Source organism: Salegentibacter echinorum (assembly GCF_900129445.1).
GTDB classification, from domain to species: Bacteria; Bacteroidota; Bacteroidia; order Flavobacteriales; family Flavobacteriaceae; genus Salegentibacter; species Salegentibacter echinorum.
Genome location: NZ_FQVT01000001.1, coordinates 455,841 through 481,643, shown reverse-complemented (window position 1 = coordinate 481,643; position 25,803 = coordinate 455,841). Strand labels below are relative to the sequence as shown.

The window sequence follows — 25,803 nt, the reverse complement described above, 5'->3', positions numbered from 1 at the left end:
ATCCATTTTTTGATTAAAAATAAGCGCTATAACATGGGAGTGAAGCTAAAGAAATGAAAAACTTAGAACTTATTTGGGGTTTCGCAGTTCACCCCGGTAGAAACAGATAATTTTAGTTGAAACCAGAAAACACATCTATAAATAAACTAGTTAAACAGTGTCGCGAAGGTGACCGGCGGGCGCAAATAAAAATTTACAACCTTTACTATAAGGCCATGTATAATACTTCCCTGCGCATTGTAAATGATACCGCCGAAGCAGAAGATATTATGCAGGAAGGATTTTTAAAAGCTTTTAGCAAAATAGATAGTTTTAGAGAGAATTCAACTTTTGGTGCCTGGTTAAAAAGAATTGTGGTAAACCTTAGTATAAGCGTCCATAACAAAAAAGCCAAATTAAAGGAAGTGGTCTATAAAGACGAATTAAATAATGAAATGAGCTATGATTTTACATTTCATCACCAACAGGAAAACATGGAGACAGAAAATGTAAACAAGCTTCTAGAAACACTTAATTCCCTTAAAGACAATTACCGAATCGCCTTGAGCCTTTACTTTATAGAGGGATATGATTATGAAGAAATGGGCACTATTCTAAATTTGAGTTATGCGAATTGTAGAACTACAGTATCGCGTGCAAAAGAAAGCCTAAGAAAAAAAATGTTAGCAGATGGAAGATAAAAAGTTAGAAGAGCTTTTTGAGGATCAAAATTTTGATATAAAAGAGCCACATACAGGCCACCGGGATCGGTTTATGGAAAAATTAGAAGCCGAGCGCAAAGACCATAAATCGGGAGTAAAAATTAAGAAGCTTTGGGCTCCACTGGTTTCCGTTGCTGCGTTACTGGCTATAGCTTTTATGCTTTTTGGAACATATTTCAGCGAAAATCAGAAACCTGGAGAATTAGCAGGAGTTTCTCCGCAAATGAAAAAAACAGAGCAGTTTTATACAAAAATGATAAAGACTGAATTAGCTAACCTCAAAGCTAAAGAGTCTCCAGCAACACAGAAAATAGTAAAAGATGCCCTAAACCAACTTCAAAAATTAGAAAGCGATTATTCTAAATTAGAACAGGATTTACGCAAAAGCGGAAAAGACAAACGAGTGATCTATGCGATGATTTCAAATTTTCAGCAGCGTATCGATCTCTTAGAAAAAGTATTAAAACAAATTGAAGAAACCAAAACCCTAAAAACTACAGGAAATGAAAATTATATATAAACTCTTTTTAATCTTTTTCCTTCTTCCCGCGCTTAGCCACGGAAATGGAGATTTCAAAGGCCGTTATACCAAAGAAAAAAAAGTAACTAAGTCTTATAAAGTTTCTGCCAATGACCTTTTGACCATAGACAATAGTTATGGAAATATTGATATTTCTACCTGGAATCAAAATAAAATAATGATTCAGGTGATTATCAAGACCAATGGCAACGACGAGGAAAAAGTACAGCGAAAATTAGATGAGATCAATATAAGATTTGAGCAAAATCCTAATTCAATTATGGCAAAAACGCGCTTTACCAGAGAAGATAGATCCTGGTGGGATAATCTTTTTGGTAGTTCCAACAATGTCAATATGGAAGTGAACTACACCATAAAAGCTCCCGAAAAGCATAATCTGGAAATCGAAAATGATTACGGCGGAATTTATATTGACAAAATATTGGGCAACACTAAAATAAGCTGCGATTATGGTAAAATTGACGTTGGTGAATTATGGGGAAACGAAAATATTTTAAATTTTGATTACACCAGAAACAGCCACATTGGCTTCGTGAAAAATGCGGAAATAAATGCCGACTACAGCGGATTTGAAATTGAAGAAGCCGAAAAGCTCTACGTTAACGCCGATTATACCGACTCCAAAATCAAGAAAGTAGCCGACCTGGACTTTAATGCAGATTACGGCAGCATTACTATTGAAAAAGCCAAAAGGATTGTGGGAAACGGAGACTATTTAAGTACAAAAATAGGTCGGGTTTTTGAATCCTTAGACCTCAACTTAGATTATGGCTCTGCCAGCATAGATAAAATCCTTAAAAGCACAAAGAAAGTAGAAATTAACACCGATTATGCGGGAGTTAAAATTGGCTATGATGCCGAGTTTGCCTTTACTTTCACTATAAAAACCGCTTACGGAAGTGTTAAGGGACTGGATAATTTTGAAATCAACAAGCGTCACGACAAAAATAACAGCAAGTTATTTGAAGGTTATCATCTTGATGCCAACAGTGGAAAAACAATATATATAAATACCAGTTATGGAAATATAAATTTCAACAAAAATTAATCAATCATTAAACTTTAAATTATGAAAAAAACAGCTTTAGTTTTACTCTTAAGTTTTATAGCTTCAGTGCCCGTGCAAGCACAATGGTGGAGCAGTAACGAAACCATAAAGGGTAATGGAAAGATCACTTCAGAAACAAGAAATACTTCAAATTATGATGAAGTTTCCCTGGTAGGTTCTATGGATGTGGAACTTATACAAGGCACCGAAGGAAAACTGCGCATTGAAGCAGAAAGCAATCTTATTGAATATATTACTACTGAAGTAAATGGGAAAACTTTAAAGATTTCTGTAGAAAAGGGAATTAATTTAAAAACGAGAAAAGATATTAAAATTACTGTTCCCTATCAAGATCTGGAAGCTGTACAGGTTACAGGATCTGGAGATATTTGGAGCGATGTAAAGCTGAAAGCTAAGAATTTTAAAATAAAAGTTACCGGATCTGGCGATATAAAATTAGATCTGGAAGTAGAAAATTTAGAGGGTGGTGTTACCGGTTCCGGTGATATTTTAGTTTCAGGAAAGGCCAAAAATTTAACTTGCAAAGTTACCGGTAGTGGCGATTTTAAGGCTTATGACCTCAAGGTTAAGCAAGCAGAAGCCAATGTGATGGGATCTGGGGACCTTCAAATTTCGGTAAGCGAAAATTTAACGGCATCTGTTATGGGATCGGGCGATATTAAATACAAAGGAAAACCTAAAAAACAGGATTTTAAAACCTCTGGTTCGGGATCAATTTCGTCATATTAAAGCACTGGTGATCGGAAAAGAATCAAGATCGCTTCACTGCAAGAGAAAAGACTAAACACAACCTATAATTCTTAGAGATAATTTTTTCCTTAACCCTTTGTTGAAGATTTCAAAAGCTATAAAAATAACTATGAAATTACTTTCAAGTCTTGTTTTAAAAGAAGGTTTATTAACAATAGCGTCCTAATGTTTTTGAAGATACTTTGTGTGTACCTATTATAGTTGGGTGCCGACAGCTTTTTATAATTTTCGGGTTAGTTTTTGTAATATGAATTCTTCGGCCGGCCTATCGAAAGTTTATCGTAATCCCGATGTTTCGGGAGAAGTGAAAATTCCGTAATCCCGAGGCTTCCTTTAGGTTTGAACCAAACGGATTTTTTAGCTTATACTAAAAGTCATTGGCGATTTCCTATCTTAAGGGCAAAAATTTAAAATCGAAGCTTGAGCTTGCTATTAGTTTCTATCAATTCTTGATTCTTTGCTCTTTTTTCTTTTTTCTATTTTTTGCCTATTAGTGGCAACCTTTTTATGTTTCCCAACGGCATTCATTAGGTTTCTAAATCCTGTTTCTCGTAGCAGGATTTTTTATAGGTACCCTTAGCAATAACAACACTCCGCCTATAAAAAAGATAATTAAAAATAAAATCGAATTTCGCACACTGCCGGTAATTTGTGCGACCAAACCGTATATAAACATCCCGATCACTATTCCTATTTTCTCTGCTACATCATAAAAACTAAAATAACTGGCGGTATCTACAGCAGTTTCGGGCAACATTTTAGAGTAAGTAGATCGCGATAAAGATTGAATTCCCCCCATAACCAATCCCACCGAAGCCGCCGCTACATAAAACTGCTGCGGGCTCACAATGAAATAAGCGTATCCGCAAATGGCAATCCAGATAAGGTTTATAAAAATAAGTATCTTAATATTCCCAAATTTCATCGCCAATTTAGAGGTTAGCATCGCCCCTAAAACCGCTACCAATTGTATGAGCAGAATACTAATAATAAGACCTGTAGTAGCGTCTTGTTCTCCCCAATCTAATTCTTCAATCCCAAAGTATGTAGCGATAAGCATAATAGTTTGCACCGCCATACTGTAAACAAAAAAGGCGACTAAATAGCGTTTAAGTTGTAAATTATGATTTAAGCTTAACCAGATTCCACGTAATTCTTTAAAACCGTTAAACAGGATATTTTTAGTGAAAGCTGCTTTTTTATTTCCTTTTGGTAAATAAGCATAGGTATATTGGCTAAAACCTATCCACCAAATTCCGGTAAGAACAAAAGACAATCTGGTGGGCAGGGCTTCACTTTTAAAACCAAACAATTCATAATTAAGAATCATTACCAGGCAGATGACCAGAAGTATTACACTGCCAATATATCCCAGGGAAAAACCTTTGGCACTAATCGCGTCTTGTTGATCTTCAAAAGCAATATCTGGCAAGTAGGAATTATAAAAAACCAAACTGGACCAAAACCCTATAAGTGCTAAAAAATAACACAACAAGCCAAACCACAGATAAGCGAGATCAAACCAAAAAAGACCAATACAGGATAAGGCACCCAGGTAACAGAAAAATTTGAGAAAATTCTTTTTATTTCCCACATAATCGGCGATTCCAGAAAGGAAAGGACTTAAAATAGAAACTACCAGAAAAGCGGCTGCGGTAACATAGCTTATTAAAGAATCGTTATTAAAATTAAAACCCAGAAAATTGACCGTATCATCTAAAATACTACCATCCTCATTTTTTACTATAGTGAGCGCACCATAAAATATAGGAAAAATAGCCGAAGAAATAACCAGCGGATAAACCGAGTTTGCCCAGTCATAAAAAGCCCAGGCATGCAAAAGTTTCTTATGACCTTTAGGAAGTTTTTTCATTGAATCCTTTTATTATCGGTGCCCTAAAATAGAAAAAGCTGTCTTAACTGACAGCTTTTCCCTGATTTATTAATCGATTTTCAAGATTTCTCACGTTATTTATAAGAAGCTCGAAGTTATCATTTACAATCCTGTTACACCATATTTTCTGGCTTCCGCTTTTGCTTCTGGAGCCCATTTTTGAAGATTATTAATTCTTGTTTGGTTAGAAGGGTGGGTGCTTAAAAATTCTGGTGGTGCCTGCCCATCATTTTTAGAAGCCATTCGCTTCCAAAGTTCTGGAGCTTCATCGGGATCATAGCCGGCAATGGCCATAAGGGTTAACCCAATTCTATCGGCTTCAGATTCGTGACTTCTACTGAAAGGAAGCATCACTCCAACCTGACTTCCCAAACCATAAGCCTGGGCAAAAATTTGTTGTGTTTGCTGGCTCTTTCCGCTTAAAGCTACAGAACCTGCAACGGCACCTAGTTGTTGTAATTGGGCGGCACTCATTCGCTGTGCACCGTGATCTGCCAGGGCGTGGGCTATTTCGTGAGCCATTACCACTGCGATCCCTGTTTCAGATTCGGCTACATCTAAGATACCGGTAAAGAAAACAATTTTTCCACCCGGCATGGCAAAAGCATTTACTGCATCGTCTTTTACCAGGTTGTATTCCCATTCAAAATCCTTTAAAAAACCCTGGTAGCCATTTGCATTTAGAAATCTTTCGGCAGCGGTTTTTATTCTTTCCCCTACCCTGTTTATCATTCTTGCTTCACTGGTTCCTCTAATTACTTCGTGTTCAGATAAGAATTGATCATATTGCTGAAAAGAAGAGGGAAAAAGTTGATCGTTAGAAACAAAATTTAAATTCTTCTCTCCTGTAAACGGATTAGTTTTACAAGCTACTAATAGCAATAAAACAGCTATAAAGCTAATTGTTCTTTTTATTTTCATAGTTCCTGGTTTAGTTTTGTTAAAATTACAAAAGCCATTAAATCCTACTTAATTCTTTAAGCATGATTTAACACTTAACCTAAAACCAAATTTAATGCCATAAAAATTTACAAGCTCTTTTTTATCTTTAAAGACTATCATAGATTCAACTTGCAAATAACTTTTCTGTTTTCTTTAAAGACCATCGATAGAAAGCCACGAAGACTCTAAAACCAGGGAAAACCACTAAAGCTATCTTTGTGCTTCCTGGTAGTTTCCAGTCTTAGGGACAAAATAAATCTTGAATTCGTAAAACCTTAGTTAAGATATAGAAGGCGCGAAAAACTATACTAAAATTGCGCTATTTGCTTAACTTGCATCCGTTTTAGAATCATTCTTATGAAGCAAGAAAAAAAAGATAAAATCCCGGTTCAGCAATTGATGCTTCCCGGTTATATTCTAAAAACCTCAAAAATCCTCACGGCTATTTCTCCAAAATTAGCAACCAGGTTTGCTTCTCAACTTTTCTTGCGTCCTTTTAAGTACAAACTACCAAAAAGGGAAGAATATATGGATGGCAACACGAAGCAAGCCACACTTAAGATTCCAAAAACACAGCGGGAAATAGTTGTTTATGAATTTGGAGAGAGTACTAAAAAAGTACTATTAGTGCACGGCTGGAGTGGTCGTGGCACTCAACTAGCTAAAATAGCCGAGAATTTAGTAGAAAAAGGATTTAGTACCATTAGCTTTGATGCTCCCGCTCACGGGAAAGCAGCCGGTAATAAAAGTATGATGCTCGATTTTATTGATAGTATCCATTTTTTAAATAAAGAGTATGGCCCTTTTCATGCCATACTCGGGCATTCCCTGGGAGGTATGGCAAGTCTAAGGGCTGTAAAAGAAGGTCTAAAAACCAATAAAATGGTATTAATCGGTACGGCCAATGGTATCACTCATATTATACGGGAGTTTACCAAAAATCTAAATATGAACCGGGAAGTAGCCGATAGAATGAAAGCGCGTTTTGATAAAAAGTACAATATGGATATGGATAGTTATTCCGGCGCCATTTCTGCCCGGGAAGTTAACCTGCCCTGTCTTATAATTCACGATAAAAATGATGTTGATGTTGAAGTTTCCTCGGCTTATGAACTTCAGGAAGCTTTAAAAGACAGCGAACTTTTTATTACCGAAGGGCTTGGTCACAGACGTATTTTAGGTGATAAAAAGGTAATTAACAAAATCACAACGTTCATCACGGTATAATCTTTGTACTTTTAAAATAAAAATGCTCAAAAAAGAGCTAAATCATGACAAGCCTTGACTGGAAAGTCAAAAATCTTGTCAGAAAAAATAGCAAATGAAAAAGATAATACCAATATTACTCGCAGTCTTTATTTTTAGCTGCAAAGGGAATGCACAGAAAGAAAACCAACAACAAAGCGAAAAAGAAAAATTTGAAATAAATAAAACCGATAAAGAATGGAAAGCCGAGCTTAGCGATGCCGAATACAAGGTTTTACGTAAAGCAGCAACAGAACCGGCATTTTCCAGTCCTTTAAACGATATTGAAGAACCGGGAACTTTTGTTTGCGCCGCTTGTGGGAATGAAGTTTACAAGACTAAACATAAATTTAAAAGTGGTACCGGCTGGCCAAGTTTTGACCGTCCAATTGAAGGTGCTGTAGGTTTGGGTACCGATAATAAATTAGGCTACCAACGTGATGAAATTTATTGCGCGCGCTGCGGTGGTCATTTAGGCCATGTTTTTGACGATGGGCCACGGGAAACTACCGGGAAGAGATATTGTATGAATGGTATTGCGATGGATTTTATTCCCGACAAAAAATAATTAAACAATCAGGATTTTCGTTTCGGCGAAAATGAAAAATATAAAAATGAAAAAATATAGTATAGAAAAACCGGAAGCCAAATGGAAAGAACAACTTTCTGAAGAGCAGTACCGTGTCTTAAGACAAAAAGGAACTGAAGCCCCAAACACGGGAAAATATAATATGCATTTTGAAGATGGCGAATATTTTTGCGCTGGTTGTGGCGAGAAATTGTTTGACAGCGAGGCAAAATTTGATCACGGCTGCGGCTGGCCAAGTTTTGATAAAGCCATAGATGGGAAGATCGAGTACTTAAAAGACGAAACCTTTGGAATGATAAGAACAGAAATTCTATGTGCCAATTGCGGTGGCCATTTAGGCCATGTATTTGACGATGGCCCTACCGAAACCGGGCAACGTTATTGCGTTAATTCAGCCAGTATTAATTTTAATAAATAATAACTTAACACCTATAATTATGAAAAAGATATTTTCAATTTTATTTATGACCACCTTTTTATTCACCGCCTGTGATGGCGATCGCGGGCCACAAGGACCTCCGGGCCCAGAAGGACCTCCGGGTGATGGAAGTAGCCAGGCCGCTATTTTTGAAATTAATTCTGACTTCCGCTACATTAATGATTCAAACTTATGGACTACAGATTTAATAGCTTTTAATGAATTTACAGATTTTGAAGTTCTGGAAACAGATATTGTAGTAGTTTATCGTCTGGATGCAGTTGGACAATTAGATGATGGGAGCGATGTAGATGAATGGAGTATGCTACCCCAAAATTTCTTTACTGACGATGGAACAATACAATATGTTTCTAATCACACATTTGTTGATACCGAAATTTTTATTGACGGAAATTACGATTTAAGCACTCTTGACGACGATTTTACACAAGATCAGGTTTTTAGAGTAGCTATAATTCCAGCCGATTTTTATGAAAATGCAAGTTTTAAAAGCTCTGATATAAATTCTGTAATGAAATCGCTAAACATCCAGGAAAGCGATATTCAAAAAGTAAAAACGCTTAAGCAGTAATTTCAAATTCGAATAAAGAAGGATTATTCAGCCACCACAGTGTTAAAAACTGTGGTGACTTTTTTTATGCGGTTTATTTCTTTCCCAGCATACGTTCTGTAAAAACTTTCAGTTTAATTCTTTATTCCTTAAATTCGCATTCACTTAGTGAGCATATAAAATATTTTGACTACCCGTTGAAATATTTTTATTTTTTCAATCCCGATAGTTCGGGAAACGCCTTGTGGGTTCGTCCCGGGGTTATTTAATAAGCGTAAAAAATATTCAAAAATGAGTAAATACGACATCATTATTTTAGGTAGTGGCCCGGGAGGTTATGTAACTGCCATTAGAGCTTCACAATTAGGCTTTAAAACCGCCATTGTAGAAAAAGAAAATTTAGGCGGTGTATGTCTCAACTGGGGATGTATTCCCACTAAAGCCTTACTTAAAAGTGCCGAGGTATTTGATTATCTAAAACACGCCGAAGATTATGGTTTAAGCCTGGAAAAAGCCGATAAAGATTTTTCTAAAGTAATAAAGCGTAGCCGTGATGTAGCCGGTGGGATGAGCAAAGGTGTGCAATTCCTTATGAAAAAAAATAAAATTGACGTTATTGAAGGCTTCGGAAAATTAAAGTCCGGGAAGAAAGTCGCAGTGACCGATAATAAGGATAAAACCACAGAATACCAGGCCGATAATATTATTGTGGCTACCGGCGCACGCTCCAGGGAATTGCCTAACCTAAAACAGGATGGTAAGAAAATAATTGGATATCGTGAAGCAATGAATCTCGATAAACAACCAAAATCCATGATCGTGGTTGGCTCTGGGGCCATTGGTGTTGAGTTTGCCCATTTCTATAATGCGATGGGAACCGAGGTTACCGTGGTTGAGTACCTACCTAACGTAGTACCGTTGGAAGACGAAGAAGTTTCTAAGCAATTTGAGCGCAGTATCAAAAAAGCCGGTATTAAGGTAATGACCAATTCTTCGGTAGAAAGTGTAGATACTTCTGGAAAAAAGGTAAAAGCCAAGGTGAAAACCAAAAAAGGCGAGGAAACTTTAGAAGCAGATATAGTACTTTCTGCAGTAGGTATTAAAACCAATATTGAAAATATTGGACTTGAAGATTTAAAAATCAAGACTGAAAAAGATAAGATTGTGGTAGATGACTACTACAAAACCAATGTTGATGGTATTTATGCCATTGGAGATGTAGTTCACGGTCCTGCCCTTGCCCACGTTGCTTCTGCGGAAGGTATTCTTTGCGTAGAAAAAATTAAAGGCATGGATGTGGAAGCTTTAGACTACGGAAATATTCCCGGTTGTACTTATGCTACTCCTGAAATTGCCTCGGTAGGAATGACAGAAAAACAAGCCAAAGAAGCCGGATATGATTTAAAAATTGGAAAGTTCCCATTCTCCGCCTCCGGAAAAGCCAAAGCTGCAGGTAAATCTGACGGATTTGTAAAAGTAATCTTCGATGCGAAATATGGAGAGTGGTTAGGTTGCCATATGATTGGAGCCGGCGTTACCGATATGATTGCTGAAGCTGTACTGGGTCGCAAACTGGAAACGACTGGTCACGAAGTGCTAAAAGCAGTTCACCCGCACCCAACAATGAGTGAAGCGGTAATGGAAGCTGTAGCCGCAGCCTACGACGAAGTAATTCATATTTAATGTAAATATGTAGAAAGACGGTATTGAATGTAAACGTCATTACGAACGAAGTGAAGTAATCTCAAAATGCAGATTGCCTCGTTCCTCGCAATGACGGCTGCAGTATTCTCAATACCGTCTTTTTTATTCTTAATAATCAGGAAAGATTTTACTCAAATTAAGAAGTCGGTTTCTTTTCTATTACGTCCTTTAAAACATCCCAAACATTTTCGGCTACTATCTCATAACCTTTGGCGGTAGGATGAATCCCATCTTCCTGATTTAATTCTGGTTTACCCGCTACTCCCTCTAATAGAAACGGTATTAACTCCAGGTCGTTTTTCTTAGCCAAATCGGGAAAAATATCCCGAAACCCCGATGTATATGCTTCCCCCATATTCGGCGGAAGTTGCATCCCCGCCAGGATTATTTTGGTATTGGGGTTTTTCTCGTTCACCATAGTAATCATTTCCTGCAGGTTCTTTCTGGTTTCACTAAGCGGTATTCCCCGCAAACCATCATTTGCGCCCAGTTCCAAAACAAAAACAGCAACATTATCGGTTAATACCCAATCTAACCTGTTTTTTCCGGCTGCGGTCGTTTCTCCGCTTAACCCTGCGTTCACCACTTTATAGTCATAACCCAAAGAATCTATGCGCTCTTTAATTAAAGCCGGAAAGGCCTCCTGAGATTCCAGACCCATTCCCGCTGTTAGGCTATTTCCGAAGAAAAGAATAGTTCTTTTTTCATCTTCTTTTTCGTTATTCTGTATTTCAGAAGTTTTATTTTTTACCGGTTCACTGTTAGTTTGCTGCTTATTATTTTCTTTACAGGAAAAAAACAAAACCGTAAATAAAAAACTACAGGATAGCAATAAGTTTCTCATAGCATTCAGGTTTTTAATCGAAATCATTTTCTTATTTTGCCTCTATTTAATTCAGCATAAGATGGCAAAGATATTAAACGTTCGCAATTTAGAGAAAAGCTACACCAGCGGCACAAAGAAATTACAGGTTTTATACGATATTAATTTTGAAGTAGAAGCGCAAAAAACTTTTGCTATCGTGGGGCCATCTGGCAGTGGAAAGACTACTCTTTTGGGACTCTGTGCGGGATTGGACAGGCCAGACTCCGGTAGTATTCATCTTTGTAATGAAGAGTTGGGGAAACTTAGCGAAGATGAAAATGCTGTTTTAAGAAATCAAAAAGTAGGCTTTATCTTTCAGAATTTCCAATTACTCCCCAGTCTTACCGCATTAGAAAACATCGCGGTTCCTTTAGAGCTTCAGGGAGACAAAGGAGCGACAAGAATAGGAAAAGAATTATTAGAAAAAGTGGGGTTAAGTAATCGCGCCCATCATTATCCTTCACAACTTTCTGGTGGCGAGCAACAACGCGTGGCTTTAGCAAGGGCTTTCTCCAACCGGCCTTCAATTTTATTTGCCGACGAACCCACCGGAAATTTAGACAGCGAAACGGGTGAAAAAGTAGTCAGCTTACTTTTTGAACTTAACAAAGAAGCCGGTACTACCCTAATTATTGTAACTCATGATCTTGAATTGGCTAAAAAAACACAACAAATTCTACGTCTAAAAGGAGGTCGCATTGTGGAAAATGAGAAAACATGGTAAATAAAAATAAAAGACCTCATAAACATAGTGCTAAGGCAGGTTTGGGCTGGCTTTTTAAAATGGCCTGGCGGGATGGTAAAGCCAGCAAGAAAAAGCTGGGTTTATTTATGGCTTCTATAATTTTGGGAATTGCTGCTGTAGTCTCCATCCAATCCTTTGGTGTAAACCTTAAAGACAATATTGGGCTTAAGTCTAAAGCCCTAATGGGCGCCGATTATAAAATAGAAATAGACGAACTTCCAAACGAGAAAACGCAACAAATTATAGATTCCCTGGGTGGGGCAGACTCCCGGGAAATTAAGTTTGTGTCTATGGGCGCTTTTAATAGTACCGAAGCTACCCGGCTTGTAGAAGTGAGAGGGATAGAAAGTGGTTTTCCCTTTTACGGTGCCTTAGAAACGCGGCCCGCTGCTGCGGCAGAAACTTTTCGGAAAAAAGAGGGCGCTTTAGTAGATGCCACCCTAATGCTGCAATTGGGAATAGAAACTGGCGATAGTATCAAAATAGGTAAGCTCCAACTCCCGGTTATCGGGAAATTAGATGCGGTTCCCGGTGGCGCCACGTTATTTAGTTCTATAGCCCCGCCGGTGCTTATACCGTATCCCTCGATTCAAGAAACCGATCTTATTCAAACTGGAAGTCGTATTGGCTATAAATATTACTTTAAAGATGCCAATACAGATTTAGAACGATTGGATAGAGAGCTTAAGCCGGTTTTAGATCTCGAAAATGCCAATTTACGAACCCATATTTCCACCAGTGAACGTTTGGGCAAACGCTATCAAAATTTTGGTAAATTTCTTAACCTTGTGGCATTTATCGCACTTTTACTTGGCTGTGTAGGGATTGCCAGTGCGATAAACATCTACATTAAAGAAAAGCAAAGTGCGATTGCCGTCTTAAAATGCCTTGGCGCCAGCAAAAAACAGACTTTTCTAATCTATTTGATCCAGGTGGCAATTATGGGCTTGATTGGTGGGGTTTTTGGTACTGCTTTAGGGCTGGTGCTGCAACAAATTTTCCCCTGGCTCTTAGAAGGTTTACTCCCGGTAGATGTACAACCCACTATCTCCTGGCAAGTGATTTTTATGGGAATCTCACTTGGTATTTTTATGTCGCTATTGTTTGCCCTATATCCTTTAATCGGTACGCTTTACATTTCACCGCTACAGGCACTTCGGGTGCAATTAAAAGAGAATGTAAAATCAAGAAAAGCCATATTTCTCGTTTCTTTGGCCATTTTCCTGTTTATATTTTTATTCTCTCTATGGCTATTAGAAAATTGGAAATACTCTCTTGCTTTTGTATGGGGCATTCTCATCACGTTTGCAATTCTGGCGGGAATAGCAAAGCTTTTTATGCAACTCATAAAGCGCTTTTTTCCTAAAAATTGGGGGTTTTTAGCCAGGCAAAGTTTGCTAAACCTCTTTAGGCCACAAAACCAAACAATCACCCTAATTCTTGCTATTGGCGTAGGAACTTTTTTAATAAGTACGCTGTATTTTAGTAAGGACTTGCTCCTTGCGCAAACCTCCGTAGAGTCCCAGGCGAATAGTCCCAATATGATACTCCTGGATGTTCAAACCGAACAAAAGCAAGCGGTGGCAGAAACTGTAAAAAACTCTAATCTCCCCGTTTTAAATAACATTCCTATTGTGACCATGCGTGTGCACAGCATAAATGGCAAAACCAATATGGAAATTAAAAAAGACAGCAGCTCGCAAATTAACAATTGGATTTTAGATCATGAATTTAGGGTGACCTATAGGGATTCCCTCACTCATTCTGAAAGTCTCGTAAGCGGGGAATTTATTGCTGAAGCTAACGACGCCGATCCTGTTCCTATTTCAATAAGTGACAATTTTGCCAGGGACGCCAAAGTTGCTCTGGGGGATGAAGTGGTGTTTAATATCCAGGGGCTATTGAAGAATACAGTTGTAAAAAGCATTCGCCAGGTAGATTGGTCTCAAATGCAAATAAACTTCTCCCTTGTTTTTCCAAAAGGCATATTAGAAAAAGCACCACAATTTCATGTGATTACCACTAAGGTTCCAAATGAAATTGCATCAGCAAAATTGCAACAAAGCCTGGTGAAAGAGTTTCCTAATGTTTCTATAATTGATCTTAGGCAGGTGCTTAGTGTCATTGAAAAGTTATTGGATAAAATATCCTGGATTATCAATTTTATGGCATTTTTTAGTATTCTTACAGGCATAATTGTGCTGCTGGGTGCTATAAGGATTAGTAAATTTCAGCGCATACGGGAAAATGTACTTTTACGTACCCTGGGAGCGCAGAACCATCAAATCTTTAAAATTGTCGCTTTAGAATATCTATTTCTGGGTCTTTTAGGAGCATTTTCTGGTGTGTTTTTATCCTTAATTAGCAGTCAGCTACTGGCCGCCCTTGTTTTCGAAACTGCTTTTACCCCTTCCTTATTTCCTTTTCTGGTCGTACTTCCAGGGGTAACTTTATTAGTTTTAATTATTGGAATTAGCAATAGCCTGGAGATTATAAGAAAACCACCTTTAGAAATTCTTAGGAAGGAAGTCTGATAAATTGTGTAACTTTAAATTCAACCACTTCAGAAGTATTTCTGAAGATAAAAAATATAAATATGAAGAAAATAATTTACAGTCTCTCGCTAATAGCATTTGGCTTTAGCGGAATAGCCCAGAACAAAGTACTTTCAGAAGAATTACAAATAAAAATGGCGAGTCAGGCCGCTCCTGAAGAAGATCGTGACGCGGTAACAGTCTATGGCTACGATGAAAACGGAAATGTAGTGCTGCTAAGAAAAGGCACTAATAACCTTACCTGCCTTGCCGATAATCCCAACGGTAAAGGAATTTCTGTAAGTTGCTATAACAGTAAATTAGATGATTTTATGGCGCGGGGAAGAGAGCTGAGAGCCGAAGGTAAAGATATGATGACCTTGCGGGAAACGAGAAAAAAAGAAGTTGAAAACGGCAGTTTAAAAATGCCCGATGCCCCGAGTATGTTGTATGTAGTTTCCGGAAAAGAAGAAAATCTAAACCATGAAACCGGAGAGATTAAAAATTCTAAGATAAGGTATGTGATTTATACCCCTTTCGCCACCACAGAATCTACCGGAATGCCAGACAAACCACATAAACCCGGAATGCCCTGGTTAATGGATCCAGGAACTCACCGTGCCCATATTATGATCACGCCAGCTGATAACTAGTCTTTACTATTTTAAAAAAATAAACTAAAGCATTTCGATTGGAATCTTATACCATTCGGAATGCTTTTTTTCATCTAGATTTTTTTTATCTGGTTGTAACAAAAAGCGAATACCTACATCTTTGGCTCCTGTTTGCATTACATTCATAATGCCTTAGTTTGTCATTCTGAACCCAGCTTGCGGAGTGAAGAATCCTTATTTTGATAAAAAAGATTCCTCCTACGTCTTAATGACGGCTAATTTCAACAGTAATAGTTTGATTAAACTAAAATTCGCGATGTCTATAACGAATTGTTCGTCTTTTCCAATGGCCGGTCTTAAAGTAGATAAATCCAACTATTGCTGCCAATAAATTAGATAATGGGAAAGCCCACCAAATCCCCACAAAAGACAGCTCAGTATTATTGGATAAAAGAAAAGCCAGAGGAAACTTCACCATCCAAAGTGAGAAAACTGAAATTAACAAAGAAGCTTTGGTAAAACCGGCACCGTTAAAAACACCGTTTAAAACTTGTTGCACACCTAAAACCCCAAAACTTGGGGACATAATTTTAATAAACAAAGTACCATCCCTAATCACGCCGGGATCATCTGGAACAAAAAAGCGGGTAATTGGCTCGGCCAGAAAAAATAAAACAAGCCCCACTGCTGTAAGTCCGAAAAAAGCAATTTTAGTACTTAAATTTCCAATTCTTTCGGCTCTTTTTATTTTTCCGGCTCCAATATTTTGCCCTACTAGTGTCGTTGTAGCAATGGCAAATCCCAGAGCTGGCACCACGATTAAACTTAAAACCCGGCTGCCTATCCCATAAGCGGCTACTACTTCACTTCCAAAACTCGTAACCAGCATAACCATTACCGTCATTCCCGCCGCCCTGGTGGACATTTCTAAACTCGATGGAATACCAATTCTAAACATACGCTCCATCCAGGAAAAATCGACTTTCATCTGGCTAAAGTTAATTTTAATTCCTTTTTTTCCGCGTAAGAGAATCATCATTCCAATAAGTGCAGACAGTCCCTGGGTGATCACACTGGCTACCGCGGCACCGGGAACCCCATACCCAGGAATAGGGCCAAATCCGAAGATGAATAATGGATCTAATACCAGGTTTAAAAAGACCGTAGCTAAAACGATATACATAGGAAGCAGTACATTGCCTATTCCCCGCATCAAAGATTGAAAAACAGAGAACATAAAAAGAAAAATAAATCCCCAGCTAGAAACTTTAAAATAGCTCACAGAATCCTCCAATATTTCGGGGCCGGCTCCAATTAATTTCATTAATGGTGCCGATGAAAAGTAGCCTATCACCGCCAGGATTACCGATATAAAAAAAATGACAAAAACGGTTTGGGAAGAGCTGTAATCCACTTGGTTTTCGTTTCCGGCACCTTTATATTGGGAAACAATAACAGTACCGGCAAGCGTTAAACCGGCTCCCAGCGAAACTATTAAAAATAGGATAGGAAAACTTATACTTACTGCTGCAACTGCATTTGCACCCAATCTTCCCAGCCAAAAAGTATCGATTAATTGATAGGCTGTTTGTAAAATGTTAGCCAGTATAATAGGCCAGGCTAAGTTTGCCAGGGAACTAAGTAGTCTTCCTTCGGTAAAATTTTTGGACTGTTTCTTTTTTTGCAATTGTATTCAATTTTAACCCCAATTAAAGAAAATTATATTCTTAGCTTTATTTTTAAACATAAATATTCATTAAAATTAACACGCCCTCAAGGCTCTATTAAAAAATGCTCATTAAAATTTATTCCATAACCTGATCTCAATCATATTTTCGCGGTATTAATTAGGTTATATTTATCGAGTAATCCAAAACCAGCGTGAATTATGAAAGCGAGTATTTTTTTAGAAGAACTAAATTGCAAAAATTGTATTGCCAGCATTAGTGCTGAACTATCTAAAATTAAAGAAATAACCAATATTTTCCCAAATGAGAAGAGCACTAAGATTTCTTTTCATTACGAAACGGAAAATGCAGCGCTTAAAGTTGTGGAACTGGTGAACTATTTTCGCAATCACAAAGCTGAGCAGTGTGAGCGTGAACTCAATATAGGTTAATCGAAATGTGCCTGATTTATAGTATAAATTTGACCAACTTCATACATTTCTGGAATAATTGGTCATTATAGACTACCAAATATCAATTAACTACAATTAAATTAGGTTTTGATTTTACGCTAATTGGTAGTTACAACATTATCAGAAAATAACATCTTAAATCCCGCTATGGTTTTTATATAAAAACTCCATAGCGGGATAATATTTTCCTAATAGTCTAATAAAGCACTCTAAAGCGTATGGTACCGTTTAACCCTTTTAAATCTTTGATGACCGCCTTATCATATCGCTTATCAATATCTGTAATCACATAACCAATTGTTTCATTCGTTTTTAAATACTGGCCTTCAATATTGATATCATGACTTGCGAGCATTCGGTTTATTTCGGCCAGGATACCCGGTCTGTTTTCGTGAATATGAATAAGCCTGTGTGCATTTTTGAGCACCGGAAGCTGCAAATTTGGGAAATTTACAGAATTAGTGGTGCTTCCCGTATTGATGTATTCTATGATTTTATTCGGCACAAAATTACCAATATTCTCCTGGGCTTCAAGTGTGCTTCCGCCAATATGCGGGGTCAAAATAAGATTGGGCAAATTCTTTAATTCTGAAATAAATTCCTCCTGGTTTGTTTTAGGTTCTTCAGGAAAAACATCTATTCCCGCTCCAACAATCTTCCCCGATTCAATATTTTTCTTCAAAGCGTGAATATCTACCACGTGTCCCCTACTCAAATTAAGAAAAATCACTTTTTCTTTCATATAGCCGAATTCCTTCTCTCCAATTAGATTTTTATTTTCTTTCCGGCCATCTACGTGCAGACTAATAATATCTACCGTTTGCAAGAGTTCTTTAAGCGAATTGCATTTTGTCACATTACCCATAGGTAATTTCTCTTCCACATCATAATAATAAACATCAAAACCAACAGATTCTGCCACTACAGAAAGTTGGGCTCCAATATTTCCATAACCAATGATTCCGAGTTTCTTTCCGCGGGTTTCAAAACTATTGGTAGCAGATTTCTCCCATTTACCCTCGTGCATTAAGCGTATTTTATCGGGGAGGTTTCGCATTAGTAAAATTATCTCCCCAATAGCCAGCTCTACTACCGAGCGGGTATTGCTATATGGTGCATTAAAAACAGCAACCCCCCGTTTTAAGCAAGTTTGTAAATCTATCTGGTTTGTTCCTATGCAAAATGCTCCCACAGCAATTAGCCTATTGGCATTTTCTAATACCTTTTTAGTTAATTGCGTTTTAGATCTTATTCCAATTACAGAAACATCTTTGATACGTTCGCAAAGCTCATCTTCATCCATCGCTCCAGGGTGAACAGTAACGTTATATCCTTCTTCTTTCATAATATTCACCGCATCTTCGTGAACGTTTTCCAGAAGTAGTACATTAATTCGGTTTTTGGGATAAGAAATTGCTTTGTTCATATTGTGTACAAATAAAAATTCATCTAAACTTGGGGTGATGTGGTCTGCTTTTTCTAAAATATTCGCCCGTTCGATATTCTCGGTAAAGGCATAAAATTTATTGGCAAGCCCGGCTGCTTTTATTTCATAATCGGTGTAACCGTCACCAATAACAAAAACATCACCTTTTAATTGTAACTGTTTTAATTGTTCTACTTTACCATTATTGGAAGAAAGTACATTTTCTTTATCAAAGCTTACAATATTATCGTCTTCGTCGAATATAAAAGTATTAGCAAAAACATTTTCTTTTTTAATACCATAAGGAGCTACTATGGGTACAATAAATTCCTTAAACCCATTGGAAACAATAAAAATATTATCGTGATGCTCTTCAAAAAATTCGCGATTTCTTACAAAAGATGAGGAAACCCTATCCTCTAAATTAGCTACTAAATCTGGTAAATGTTTTTTATTGGCCTTTAAAAGGCGTAGCCGTTCCACTAAAGATTCCCGAAAAGACATTTCACCTTTCATACCTTTATCGGTTAACTCTTCTACAGCTTTGAGGTTTTGCTCTTTTTCAGGATCTCCAGCCAGGGAAATTTCTCCCAGAACGTCCAGGGCTTCTACCTGGGTAAAAGTACTATCAAAATCGATTACAAAATTCTTCTTTTCACTCATAATTAAGACACTAAATAGCGGTAAAACTTACCAGGAAACATTGTTATTTTCAATTACTCATTCTATTAGATAAATACCAGGTTAAAAAACGATAATTTTAGTACAGCAAGGTTAAAATTCTCCGTATTTCCAACTGGCTTTTAAATGAGGCCTAAAGCTACCATTTTTAGGCAGTCTAAGCAGCTAATTTTCTTAAAATTAAACAACTAAAATCATGATGATTTCTTATTTTGATGAATATGTAAAAAGAGCACTTAATAAATGTTATACTATCAAAATATAGAAAGATAGAAAGTTTTTTACTGAAAACTTTAAAATTTGAAAATAAAAAAATGCCTTTACAACTCTAATGTTGCAAAGGCATTTTACAATTATTTACTTTGGTCTTAAATTACTCTACGATGAATTTTCCTTTCATCAAAGAATAGTGACCAGGAAAACTACAAATAAAATCGTAGGTTCCCTTTTCTGGAGCTGTAAATTCGATAGTTGTAGTTTTTCCTCCACCAATTAATTTTGTGTGAGCGATAACCTGATCTGATCCTTCTGGAATATAATCATTGTCTTTTGCATCTACCGCTTTCTGTCCAAATTCATTAATATTGGTTCCCTGAGTTAAAAGTACCCAGTTGTGTCCCATTGCTTCCTTACTCATTTCACCAACATGTTTTAAGGTTAATTTAACGGTTTGGCCCGCTTTCACCTTAATCTCATCTTTGTTGAAACGCATCTGGTCGTTACCTTCTATAATAACTTCTACCATATCTTCATTTGAAGCAGATGTACTTTCGCTTGACTTTTCTGTAGAAGCTTCGCTGGTACTACCATTTCCAATAGTCATTTGATCTTTTTTCTCTTTCTTATCACCACAAGCAATCATTGCTATAGTGCTTAAAACTAGAAGAGATTTACTTAACATTTTCATTGCGTTTAATTTTTGCGTTAGTTGCCCACAAAGATAAGGTATTTTTAAAACAAGCCTTAGTAGAAGCCCCGTTTTTAACTTATTTATGAATAAATTAGGATTATAAAAATACTACGTTTTTATTTATGATTTTCCGTACCTTCAAAGCCTATAATTAAAAAGCAATTTAAATGAAATCGAAATTAATAAAAGGCCTGGGTATTTTTGTAATCGCTACCGGTTTGCAAGTGAATGCCCAGGATCAAAATCAAGATCAAAAAACGATGGATAATATCTTGTTAGAAGAATGGGATGGCCCATACAGTGGTGTACCGGAATTCGAAAAAATGAAAGTAGAGATGGTTAAACCAGCCATGCTAAAAGCTATGGAAAACCATTTAAAGGAAATTGATAAAATTGCCAATAATCCAGAGCCGGCTACTTTCGAGAATACTATTAAACCTATGGAAGATAGCGGCGACCAGTTAGGCCGCGTATTCACTTATTACGGAATTTTTAGCAGTAATATTTCCAGTCCCGAATTTAGGGAAGTACAAAAAGAGCTTTCTCCTAAAATTTCAGAATATAGTTCTAAAATATCTCAAAACAAGAAACTCTTTGAACGAATTAAAACAGTTTATAAAGCTTCTGAAGAAAATCCTTTACCGGCACCAGAACAACGGGTAATAGATCTTGTTTATGAAGAATTCGCGATGCAGGGCGCTAATTTAAACGAACAGGATAAAAAGCGTTATGCTGAAATTAATAAAGAGCTTTCCCAGCTGTACACAAAATTTTCAAATAATGTACTGGCAGATGAAGAGAATTATGTAGTGTATTTAGATAAAGATCAATTGGATGGACTTCCGGAATCGTATGTGAAATCGGCGGCAAGTGCGGCTGAAGCTCGTGGGAAAAAAGGAAAATATGCGGTAACAAACACCCGTTCTTCCATGGATCCTTTTTTAACCTATTCAGATAAGCGGGATTTACGCGAAAAAGTTTGGAACAATTACTACTCGCGCGGTGATAATAATGATGAGTATGACAATAATGAAATTATCAAAAAGATTCTAAAGCTAAGGGACGAGCGTGTTGAGTTAATGGGATATGATAATTTTGCCCAATGGCGTTTGCAAAATAGAATGGCCAAAAATCCCGAAAATGCTATGGAGTTAATGGAAGCTGTATGGCCGGCCGCCCTTGCCCGCGTTGAAGAAGAGGTTGAAGATATGCAGGCCGTGGCCAAAAGTGAAGGTGCCAATATTACCATTAAGCCATGGGATTATCGTTATTATGCCGAAAAAGTTAGGAAAAAGAAATATGATCTTGATAGTGAAGAGGTAAAACAATATTTGGAACTTGGGAACTTAACCCAGGCTTTATTTTATACTGCCGGTGAACTTTTTAATTTTGATTTTGAACCGGTAGAAGAAGGAAGTGTTCCTGTTTTTCACGAAGATGTAAAAGTATGGGAAGTAAACGACAAAGACTCTGGGGAATTGATAGGCCTTTGGTACCTCGATCCCTATGCCCGGCAAGGAAAACGCTCTGGAGCCTGGGCCACAACTTATAGAAGTTACTCAGAGCTGGAAGGTGCAAAACCTGTTTTGGCTTCCAATAACTCCAATTTTATTAAACCTGCACCGGGTGAACCGGTTTTGATTTCCTGGGATGATGCCGAAACATTTTTTCACGAGTTTGGTCACGCCCTGCACTTTTTATCTGCAGATATTAAATACCCAACGCTTAATAGTGGTGTGAGGGATTATACCGAATTTCAATCGCAGCTTTTAGAACGATGGTTATCTACTGATGCCGTGATCAATAAATTCCTGAAACATTACGAAACAGGCGAGGTAATCCCAGATGAATTGGTAGCCAAAATTAAAAAAGCCTCTACTTTTAACCAGGGGTTTGCCACTACCGAGTTTTTAGCGTCTGCTTTAATGGATATGAAGTATCACACTACAGATCCCGATAAAATTGAGCCTCGTAAATTTGAAAAAGAAACTTTAGATTCACTTGGGATGCCCAGCGAAATTGTGATGCGGCACCGTTCGCCACATTTCGGACATATATTTTCTAGCGAAGGTTATGCTACCGGTTACTACGGTTATTTATGGGCCGATGTCCTGACGGCAGATGCTGCTGAAGCTTTTGCTGAATCGCCCGGCGGATTTTACGATAAAAATATGGCCGAGAAATTAGTTAAGTATCTATTTGCACCTAGAAATGCTATGGATCCTGCTGAAGCTTACAGGAAATTTAGAGGTCGCGATGCTAAAATTAACGCACTTATGCGCGATAGGGGTTTTCCGGTTTCGGAAGAAAAAAACTAATTCAGTAAAAATCATATAAATCTCAGGCTTAATTAATCCCGTCTGCTTTTCCAGGCGGGATTTTTTATCATTTAAAATAAGAGGCGATAGAGATGGGCTGTCTGGAAGAAATAAGTTGCTTCGTGCCAGTATTCAATGAGGTTTTTGCGGCGTTGATTAACAATTTTTCAAGCGACTTTAAAATGTATCAATTTTTTAAATTTAAGTAGAGTTTATCAGATGAGGAAAAAAACACAACCAACCCTTCTTCAGCAGAGCTGAATTCGTTCCCTCCTTTAAAATGAGGGGAGCAGGTCTATCGGGTGAGTTAGGTGAATTAAAAAAGCTCCTTCCCTTCGAAGGGAAGGTGGCTTCTTATGCGAAAGTGGAAGAAGTCGGAAGGGTTGATATTTGATAGAATTTAGATAAATTTAATCAATCAAAATCAGTTTTTCTAAGACTAAAAAATCACTGAGACTCTAAATATTCGTGAATTAGTGGCTTTTATTTGCAGATTGCGAAGCAACAACCTCTACCCAAGGATATGAAGTATGCTCACGAAAAAAGTTCTTTTATTTCGAGGCAAGACCCGGGGAATTAAACCCCTGGCTATCGCTCCGCGATTAAAATTTAAAACACAAAAAAGCCATTAAGAATAATCCTAATGGCTTTTAAAATAATTCGAAAAAATGTTTAGAACATTTCTCTTCCTGCAAAGTGAAAAGAAGCTTCTATTTTTGCATTCTCATCGCTATCACTACCGTGAACGGCATTTTCACCTACAGATTTTGCATATTTTTTTCTAATGGTTCCATCGGCAGCATCCTCTGGATTTGTAGCCCCTATTAAGGCTCTAAAATCTTCTACTGCATTTTCTTTTTCAAGCACTGCAGCTACGATTGGTCCACGGGTCATAAACTCCACCAATTCTCCAAAAAACGGACGTTCGTTATGCACTGCATAAAACTCCTGGGCATCGGCTGTGGCCATTTGCGTCATTTTTAACGCTACAATTTTAAAGCCTGAAGCGGTAATTTGTTCTAATATCGCACCAATATGCCCTGCTTCTACAGCATCTGGCTTAATCATGGTGAATGTTCTTTTTCCTGCCATTACATGGTTTTTTTAATTTTGGCAAAAATAATTAATTCCCATGCAAAAACAAGTTACTTTTTAAGCATTTTATGCTATTGAATTCGAGGTTTAAGGTTCAAAGTTTTTTGGGTTTTTGTGGGGTGATAAGTTTCAGGCTTGCTGTTTACAGTTTTTTATTTATCAGCAGTACTGCTTCCGCAGGAAATAAAGAGAAAAAACCTGAAAAATAACGGAATATTATTTTTCATTTTCGTTGTTTTGTTCTCATAAAAATAAATATTCAATTTTATAAATCTGCATTTTTGTAATGGAGGTCACAACAAATAGAATTAAATTATAGCCTAAAGAAGGAAATATAAATGCTTTATAGTGTGTATTGAGCAACTCTTAATTAATTGTATATTTATGCACAAAGTGAGATTTGAATGTGCCTACGGTAATTTTAAATATAAAGAATTACCCGGTTAGTTTATTTAAGATATGATAGAACAAGCAATTTTAGAAATTACCGCAGAGCTTTCTCAAGCCAAAAATATAGTAATTGTTCCTCACAAAGGACCAGATGGGGATGCGATGGGTGCCACCCTTGGTCTTATGCATTTTCTAAGAGATAAGGGGCATAATGTAAATGTAATTTCACCCAATGAGTATCCAAAATTTTTAAAATGGCTGCCTGGAAATGATGAAGTAGTTATTTATGAAAAAGAAAAAGACAGGGCCGAAGCTTTATTAAACGACGCTGAAATTGTCTTTGCCTTAGATTTCAACCATTTGTCGAGATCTGGCGATATGCAGGAAACATTAACGGCCTGTGAAGCGGTTTTTATAATGATAGATCATCACCGCGAACCTTCAGATTTTGCAAATTACACCTATAGTGATGCCGAAATGAGTTCTACCTGTGAAATGGTCTATCATTTTATAGATAAACTACGAGCGGTTGAAAAAATAACTCCTGAAATTGCTACCTGTCTCTACACGGGGATTATGACAGATACCGGCTCTTTTAGATTTAGTGCCACCAGCGCGGAAACGCATCGTGTAATTGCCGACCTCATGGACAAAGGGGCGGTAAATGATGAAATTCACAATAATATTTTCGATACTTTTAGCGAAAATAGATTGCAATTGCTGGGCACTGCGCTACAAAATTTAAGGGTTAAACTGGAATATAAAACCGCTTATATTAGTTTATCGCAGGAAGAATTGGACAAAAATAATTTTCAAAAAGGAGATACCGAAGGTTTCGTAAATTATGGTTTAAGTATTGAAGGTGTGATTTTTGCGGTTATTTTTATAGAAAACAAGCAGGAAAATATTATTAAAATATCGTTTAGATCTAAAGGTGATTTTAATGTAAATAAATTTGCCAGGGCACATTTTGAAGGCGGTGGTCATAATAACGCGGCCGGTGGAAAAAGCAGCTTAAGCCTGGAAGAAACATTAGAGAAATTTAATAGTATTTTGCCAGAATATAAACAATTACAAGGATGAAGCGAATTTTCGTTTTTATCGCGATGATAAGTTTGGGCGCCTGTAAATCACCTGAAGCTCGTTACCCTGTGAGCCAAAATTCCGGGAGTTACATTAGTGAATCTATAACTAAAAACCAGGAGTTATTGAAAAAGGAAGTAGCTAAGATTGAAGCGATTATAAAGGAGGATTCTACCAGGGAATACAAACCTTCTCAAAATGGGTTCTGGTATGTTTACAACAAAAAAACATCTGATTCTACCAATAAACCAAATCCCGAATTTGGCGATATTGTAGAGTTTGATTATAGCATTTCCACTTTAGATAATCAGGCAATTTATGCTGAAGGCGAAAAAGAAACTAGAACCTATGCGATAGATCAGGAGAAACTTTTTAGCGGATTACGCCAGGGATTAAAACTGATGAAAGAAGGAGAAACGGTAACTTTTTTATTTCCGTCTTATAAAGCTTATGGCTATTATGGAGATAAAAATAAAATAGGTCGCAATTTACCTATCAAGACCAAAGTCACTTTAAACAAAGTAACCGAAAGAGAAGAATTAAAACCAGAAAATTAAGTTAAACCCAGGGCCGGCAAA

24 protein-coding genes are annotated in these 25,803 nt (G+C 37.1%); 16 read left to right on the top strand and 8 right to left on the bottom strand.

Annotation, left to right across the window (positions count from 1 at the left end; all coding sequences use genetic code 11):
* Nucleotides 1-116: 116 nt before the first annotated feature.
* The 4 genes from BUA71_RS02220 to BUA71_RS02205 are packed head-to-tail and all read left to right on the top strand — an operon-like array spanning nucleotide 117 to nucleotide 3,040.
* On the top strand, nucleotides 117-680 hold the full coding sequence (locus tag BUA71_RS02220) for an RNA polymerase sigma factor (protein ID WP_083572017.1): 564 nt from the start codon (nucleotides 117-119) through the stop codon (nucleotides 678-680).
* The gene (locus BUA71_RS02215) at nucleotides 670-1,221 is read left to right on the top strand and encodes a hypothetical protein (RefSeq protein WP_072876264.1); all 552 of its coding nucleotides are present in this window, start codon (nucleotides 670-672) and stop codon (nucleotides 1,219-1,221) included. Before BUA71_RS02220 ends, BUA71_RS02215 begins: the two co-directional genes overlap by 11 nt.
* Nucleotides 1,205-2,290: a DUF4097 family beta strand repeat-containing protein gene (locus BUA71_RS02210; RefSeq protein ID WP_072876262.1), complete on the top strand. Its 1,086-nt coding sequence runs from the start codon at nucleotides 1,205-1,207 to the stop codon at nucleotides 2,288-2,290. The genes BUA71_RS02215 and BUA71_RS02210 overlap by 17 nt, the downstream gene beginning before the upstream one ends.
* Before the next feature lie 21 nt (nucleotides 2,291-2,311).
* Nucleotides 2,312-3,040 (top strand): head GIN domain-containing protein, encoded by a 729-nt coding sequence (locus BUA71_RS02205; protein ID WP_072876260.1) that lies wholly within the window; start codon nucleotides 2,312-2,314, stop codon nucleotides 3,038-3,040.
* A gap of 556 nt (nucleotides 3,041-3,596) precedes the next feature.
* On the opposite strand, the gene BUA71_RS02200 is transcribed toward BUA71_RS02205, so the two are convergent.
* Together BUA71_RS02200 and BUA71_RS02195 are read right to left on the bottom strand one after the other, a co-directional pair.
* Entirely contained in the window at nucleotides 3,597-4,934 is a 1,338-nt protein-coding gene (locus tag BUA71_RS02200; protein WP_072876258.1) for an MFS transporter, read from the bottom strand.
* Nucleotides 4,935-5,057: 123 nt separating this feature from the next.
* Nucleotides 5,058-5,876, bottom strand: a complete 819-nt coding sequence (locus tag BUA71_RS02195; RefSeq protein WP_072876256.1) for a M48 family metallopeptidase — start codon at nucleotides 5,874-5,876, stop codon at nucleotides 5,058-5,060.
* A 378-nt stretch (nucleotides 5,877-6,254) separates the two neighbouring features.
* On the opposite strand from BUA71_RS02195, the gene BUA71_RS02190 reads away from it, so the two are divergent.
* The 5 genes from BUA71_RS02190 (at nucleotide 6,255) to lpdA (ending at nucleotide 10,403) form a co-directional block, all read left to right on the top strand.
* A complete protein-coding gene (locus BUA71_RS02190; RefSeq protein ID WP_072876254.1) occupies nucleotides 6,255-7,124 on the top strand; it encodes an alpha/beta fold hydrolase in 870 nt (289 codons plus the stop codon).
* 94 nt (nucleotides 7,125-7,218) lie between these two features.
* Entirely contained in the window at nucleotides 7,219-7,710 is a 492-nt protein-coding gene (gene msrB, locus BUA71_RS02185) for a peptide-methionine (R)-S-oxide reductase MsrB (protein ID WP_072876252.1), read from the top strand.
* A gap of 46 nt (nucleotides 7,711-7,756) precedes the next feature.
* The gene (gene msrB, locus BUA71_RS02180; protein ID WP_072876849.1) at nucleotides 7,757-8,149 is read left to right on the top strand and encodes a peptide-methionine (R)-S-oxide reductase MsrB; all 393 of its coding nucleotides are present in this window, start codon (nucleotides 7,757-7,759) and stop codon (nucleotides 8,147-8,149) included.
* A gap of 19 nt (nucleotides 8,150-8,168) precedes the next feature.
* Nucleotides 8,169-8,741, top strand: a complete 573-nt coding sequence (locus tag BUA71_RS02175) for a DUF2977 domain-containing protein (protein ID WP_072876250.1) — start codon at nucleotides 8,169-8,171, stop codon at nucleotides 8,739-8,741.
* 270 nt (nucleotides 8,742-9,011) lie between these two features.
* The gene (gene lpdA, locus BUA71_RS02170) at nucleotides 9,012-10,403 is read left to right on the top strand and encodes a dihydrolipoyl dehydrogenase (protein WP_072876248.1); all 1,392 of its coding nucleotides are present in this window, start codon (nucleotides 9,012-9,014) and stop codon (nucleotides 10,401-10,403) included.
* 157 nt (nucleotides 10,404-10,560) lie between these two features.
* Here lpdA and BUA71_RS02165 read toward each other — a convergent pair whose 3' ends face one another.
* Nucleotides 10,561-11,268, bottom strand: coding sequence for an arylesterase (locus BUA71_RS02165; protein ID WP_072876848.1), 708 nt, complete (start codon nucleotides 11,266-11,268; stop codon nucleotides 10,561-10,563).
* A 61-nt stretch (nucleotides 11,269-11,329) separates the two neighbouring features.
* Between BUA71_RS02165 and BUA71_RS02160 the strand changes: the two genes are divergently transcribed.
* The 3 genes from BUA71_RS02160 to BUA71_RS02150 all read left to right on the top strand — a co-directional run bounded on the left by BUA71_RS02160 (nucleotide 11,330) and on the right by BUA71_RS02150 (nucleotide 15,221).
* Nucleotides 11,330-12,013 (top strand): ABC transporter ATP-binding protein, encoded by a 684-nt coding sequence (locus tag BUA71_RS02160; protein ID WP_072876246.1) that lies wholly within the window; start codon nucleotides 11,330-11,332, stop codon nucleotides 12,011-12,013.
* On the top strand, nucleotides 12,007-14,568 hold the full coding sequence (locus BUA71_RS02155; protein ID WP_072876244.1) for an ABC transporter permease: 2,562 nt from the start codon (nucleotides 12,007-12,009) through the stop codon (nucleotides 14,566-14,568). Before BUA71_RS02160 ends, BUA71_RS02155 begins: the two co-directional genes overlap by 7 nt.
* Nucleotides 14,569-14,630: 62 nt before the next feature.
* The gene (locus tag BUA71_RS02150; protein ID WP_072876242.1) at nucleotides 14,631-15,221 is read left to right on the top strand and encodes a hypothetical protein; all 591 of its coding nucleotides are present in this window, start codon (nucleotides 14,631-14,633) and stop codon (nucleotides 15,219-15,221) included.
* 24 nt (nucleotides 15,222-15,245) lie between these two features.
* Here the strand turns inward: BUA71_RS02150 and BUA71_RS17905 are convergent, their stop codons facing one another.
* Complete coding sequence (locus tag BUA71_RS17905) at nucleotides 15,246-15,368, bottom strand: hypothetical protein (protein WP_262506729.1); 123 nt, start codon at nucleotides 15,366-15,368, stop codon at nucleotides 15,246-15,248.
* A 118-nt stretch (nucleotides 15,369-15,486) separates the two neighbouring features.
* A complete protein-coding gene (locus tag BUA71_RS02145) occupies nucleotides 15,487-16,869 on the bottom strand; it encodes an MATE family efflux transporter (protein WP_072876240.1) in 1,383 nt (460 codons plus the stop codon).
* Between the two features lie 201 nt (nucleotides 16,870-17,070).
* Between BUA71_RS02145 and BUA71_RS02140 the strand changes: the two genes are divergently transcribed.
* Nucleotides 17,071-17,301, top strand: a complete 231-nt coding sequence (locus BUA71_RS02140; protein ID WP_072876238.1) for a hypothetical protein — start codon at nucleotides 17,071-17,073, stop codon at nucleotides 17,299-17,301.
* Between the two features lie 217 nt (nucleotides 17,302-17,518).
* On the opposite strand, the gene serA is transcribed toward BUA71_RS02140, so the two are convergent.
* The gene (gene serA, locus BUA71_RS02135; RefSeq protein WP_072876236.1) at nucleotides 17,519-19,411 is read right to left on the bottom strand and encodes a phosphoglycerate dehydrogenase; all 1,893 of its coding nucleotides are present in this window, start codon (nucleotides 19,409-19,411) and stop codon (nucleotides 17,519-17,521) included.
* 391 nt (nucleotides 19,412-19,802) lie between these two features.
* Nucleotides 19,803-20,336: an azurin gene (gene azu, locus BUA71_RS02130; RefSeq protein WP_072876234.1), complete on the bottom strand. Its 534-nt coding sequence runs from the start codon at nucleotides 20,334-20,336 to the stop codon at nucleotides 19,803-19,805.
* A 170-nt stretch (nucleotides 20,337-20,506) separates the two neighbouring features.
* On the opposite strand from azu, the gene BUA71_RS02125 reads away from it, so the two are divergent.
* Entirely contained in the window at nucleotides 20,507-22,657 is a 2,151-nt protein-coding gene (locus BUA71_RS02125; protein WP_072876232.1) for a M3 family metallopeptidase, read from the top strand.
* A 672-nt stretch (nucleotides 22,658-23,329) separates the two neighbouring features.
* Here BUA71_RS02125 and BUA71_RS02120 read toward each other — a convergent pair.
* Nucleotides 23,330-23,749, bottom strand: coding sequence for a nucleoside-diphosphate kinase (locus BUA71_RS02120; RefSeq protein WP_072876230.1), 420 nt, complete (start codon nucleotides 23,747-23,749; stop codon nucleotides 23,330-23,332).
* 462 nt (nucleotides 23,750-24,211) lie between these two features.
* Here BUA71_RS02120 and BUA71_RS02115 point away from each other — a divergent pair, with 462 nt between their 5' ends.
* Both BUA71_RS02115 and gldI read left to right on the top strand, forming a co-directional pair.
* Nucleotides 24,212-25,225 carry a DHH family phosphoesterase gene (locus tag BUA71_RS02115; protein WP_072876228.1) on the top strand — a complete coding sequence of 338 codons (1,014 nt, stop codon included), beginning with the start codon at nucleotides 24,212-24,214 and terminating at the stop codon, nucleotides 25,223-25,225.
* Nucleotides 25,222-25,782, top strand: coding sequence for a gliding motility-associated peptidyl-prolyl isomerase GldI (gene gldI, locus BUA71_RS02110; protein WP_072876226.1), 561 nt, complete (start codon nucleotides 25,222-25,224; stop codon nucleotides 25,780-25,782). Before BUA71_RS02115 ends, gldI begins: the two co-directional genes overlap by 4 nt.
* Nucleotides 25,783-25,803 lie beyond the last annotated feature (21 nt).

What these genes read in the sequence shown, in the direction of transcription:
- BUA71_RS02215 (WP_072876264.1), top strand. Translation starts at nt 670, where the DNA reads ATGGAAGATAAAAAGTTAGAAGAGCTTTTTGAGGATCAAAATTTTGAT.
- BUA71_RS02210 (WP_072876262.1), top strand. Translation starts at nt 1,205, where the DNA reads ATGAAAATTATATATAAACTCTTTTTAATCTTTTTCCTTCTTCCCGCG.
- BUA71_RS02205 (WP_072876260.1), top strand. Translation starts at nt 2,312, where the DNA reads ATGAAAAAAACAGCTTTAGTTTTACTCTTAAGTTTTATAGCTTCAGTG.
- BUA71_RS02200 (WP_072876258.1), bottom strand. Translation starts at nt 4,934, where the DNA reads ATGAAAAAACTTCCTAAAGGTCATAAGAAACTTTTGCATGCCTGGGCT.
- BUA71_RS02195 (WP_072876256.1), bottom strand. Translation starts at nt 5,876, where the DNA reads ATGAAAATAAAAAGAACAATTAGCTTTATAGCTGTTTTATTGCTATTA.
- BUA71_RS02190 (WP_072876254.1), top strand. Translation starts at nt 6,255, where the DNA reads ATGAAGCAAGAAAAAAAAGATAAAATCCCGGTTCAGCAATTGATGCTT.
- msrB (WP_072876252.1), top strand. Translation starts at nt 7,219, where the DNA reads ATGAAAAAGATAATACCAATATTACTCGCAGTCTTTATTTTTAGCTGC.
- msrB (WP_072876849.1), top strand. Translation starts at nt 7,757, where the DNA reads ATGAAAAAATATAGTATAGAAAAACCGGAAGCCAAATGGAAAGAACAA.
- BUA71_RS02175 (WP_072876250.1), top strand. Translation starts at nt 8,169, where the DNA reads ATGAAAAAGATATTTTCAATTTTATTTATGACCACCTTTTTATTCACC.
- lpdA (WP_072876248.1), top strand. Translation starts at nt 9,012, where the DNA reads ATGAGTAAATACGACATCATTATTTTAGGTAGTGGCCCGGGAGGTTAT.
- BUA71_RS02165 (WP_072876848.1), bottom strand. Translation starts at nt 11,268, where the DNA reads ATGAGAAACTTATTGCTATCCTGTAGTTTTTTATTTACGGTTTTGTTT.
- BUA71_RS02160 (WP_072876246.1), top strand. Translation starts at nt 11,330, where the DNA reads ATGGCAAAGATATTAAACGTTCGCAATTTAGAGAAAAGCTACACCAGC.
- BUA71_RS02155 (WP_072876244.1), top strand. Translation starts at nt 12,007, where the DNA reads ATGGTAAATAAAAATAAAAGACCTCATAAACATAGTGCTAAGGCAGGT.
- BUA71_RS02150 (WP_072876242.1), top strand. Translation starts at nt 14,631, where the DNA reads ATGAAGAAAATAATTTACAGTCTCTCGCTAATAGCATTTGGCTTTAGC.
- BUA71_RS17905 (WP_262506729.1), bottom strand. Translation starts at nt 15,368, where the DNA reads ATGAATGTAATGCAAACAGGAGCCAAAGATGTAGGTATTCGCTTTTTG.
- BUA71_RS02140 (WP_072876238.1), top strand. Translation starts at nt 17,071, where the DNA reads ATGAAAGCGAGTATTTTTTTAGAAGAACTAAATTGCAAAAATTGTATT.
- serA (WP_072876236.1), bottom strand. Translation starts at nt 19,411, where the DNA reads ATGAGTGAAAAGAAGAATTTTGTAATCGATTTTGATAGTACTTTTACC.
- azu (WP_072876234.1), bottom strand. Translation starts at nt 20,336, where the DNA reads ATGAAAATGTTAAGTAAATCTCTTCTAGTTTTAAGCACTATAGCAATG.
- BUA71_RS02125 (WP_072876232.1), top strand. Translation starts at nt 20,507, where the DNA reads ATGAAATCGAAATTAATAAAAGGCCTGGGTATTTTTGTAATCGCTACC.
- BUA71_RS02120 (WP_072876230.1), bottom strand. Translation starts at nt 23,749, where the DNA reads ATGGCAGGAAAAAGAACATTCACCATGATTAAGCCAGATGCTGTAGAA.
- BUA71_RS02115 (WP_072876228.1), top strand. Translation starts at nt 24,212, where the DNA reads ATGATAGAACAAGCAATTTTAGAAATTACCGCAGAGCTTTCTCAAGCC.
- gldI (WP_072876226.1), top strand. Translation starts at nt 25,222, where the DNA reads ATGAAGCGAATTTTCGTTTTTATCGCGATGATAAGTTTGGGCGCCTGT.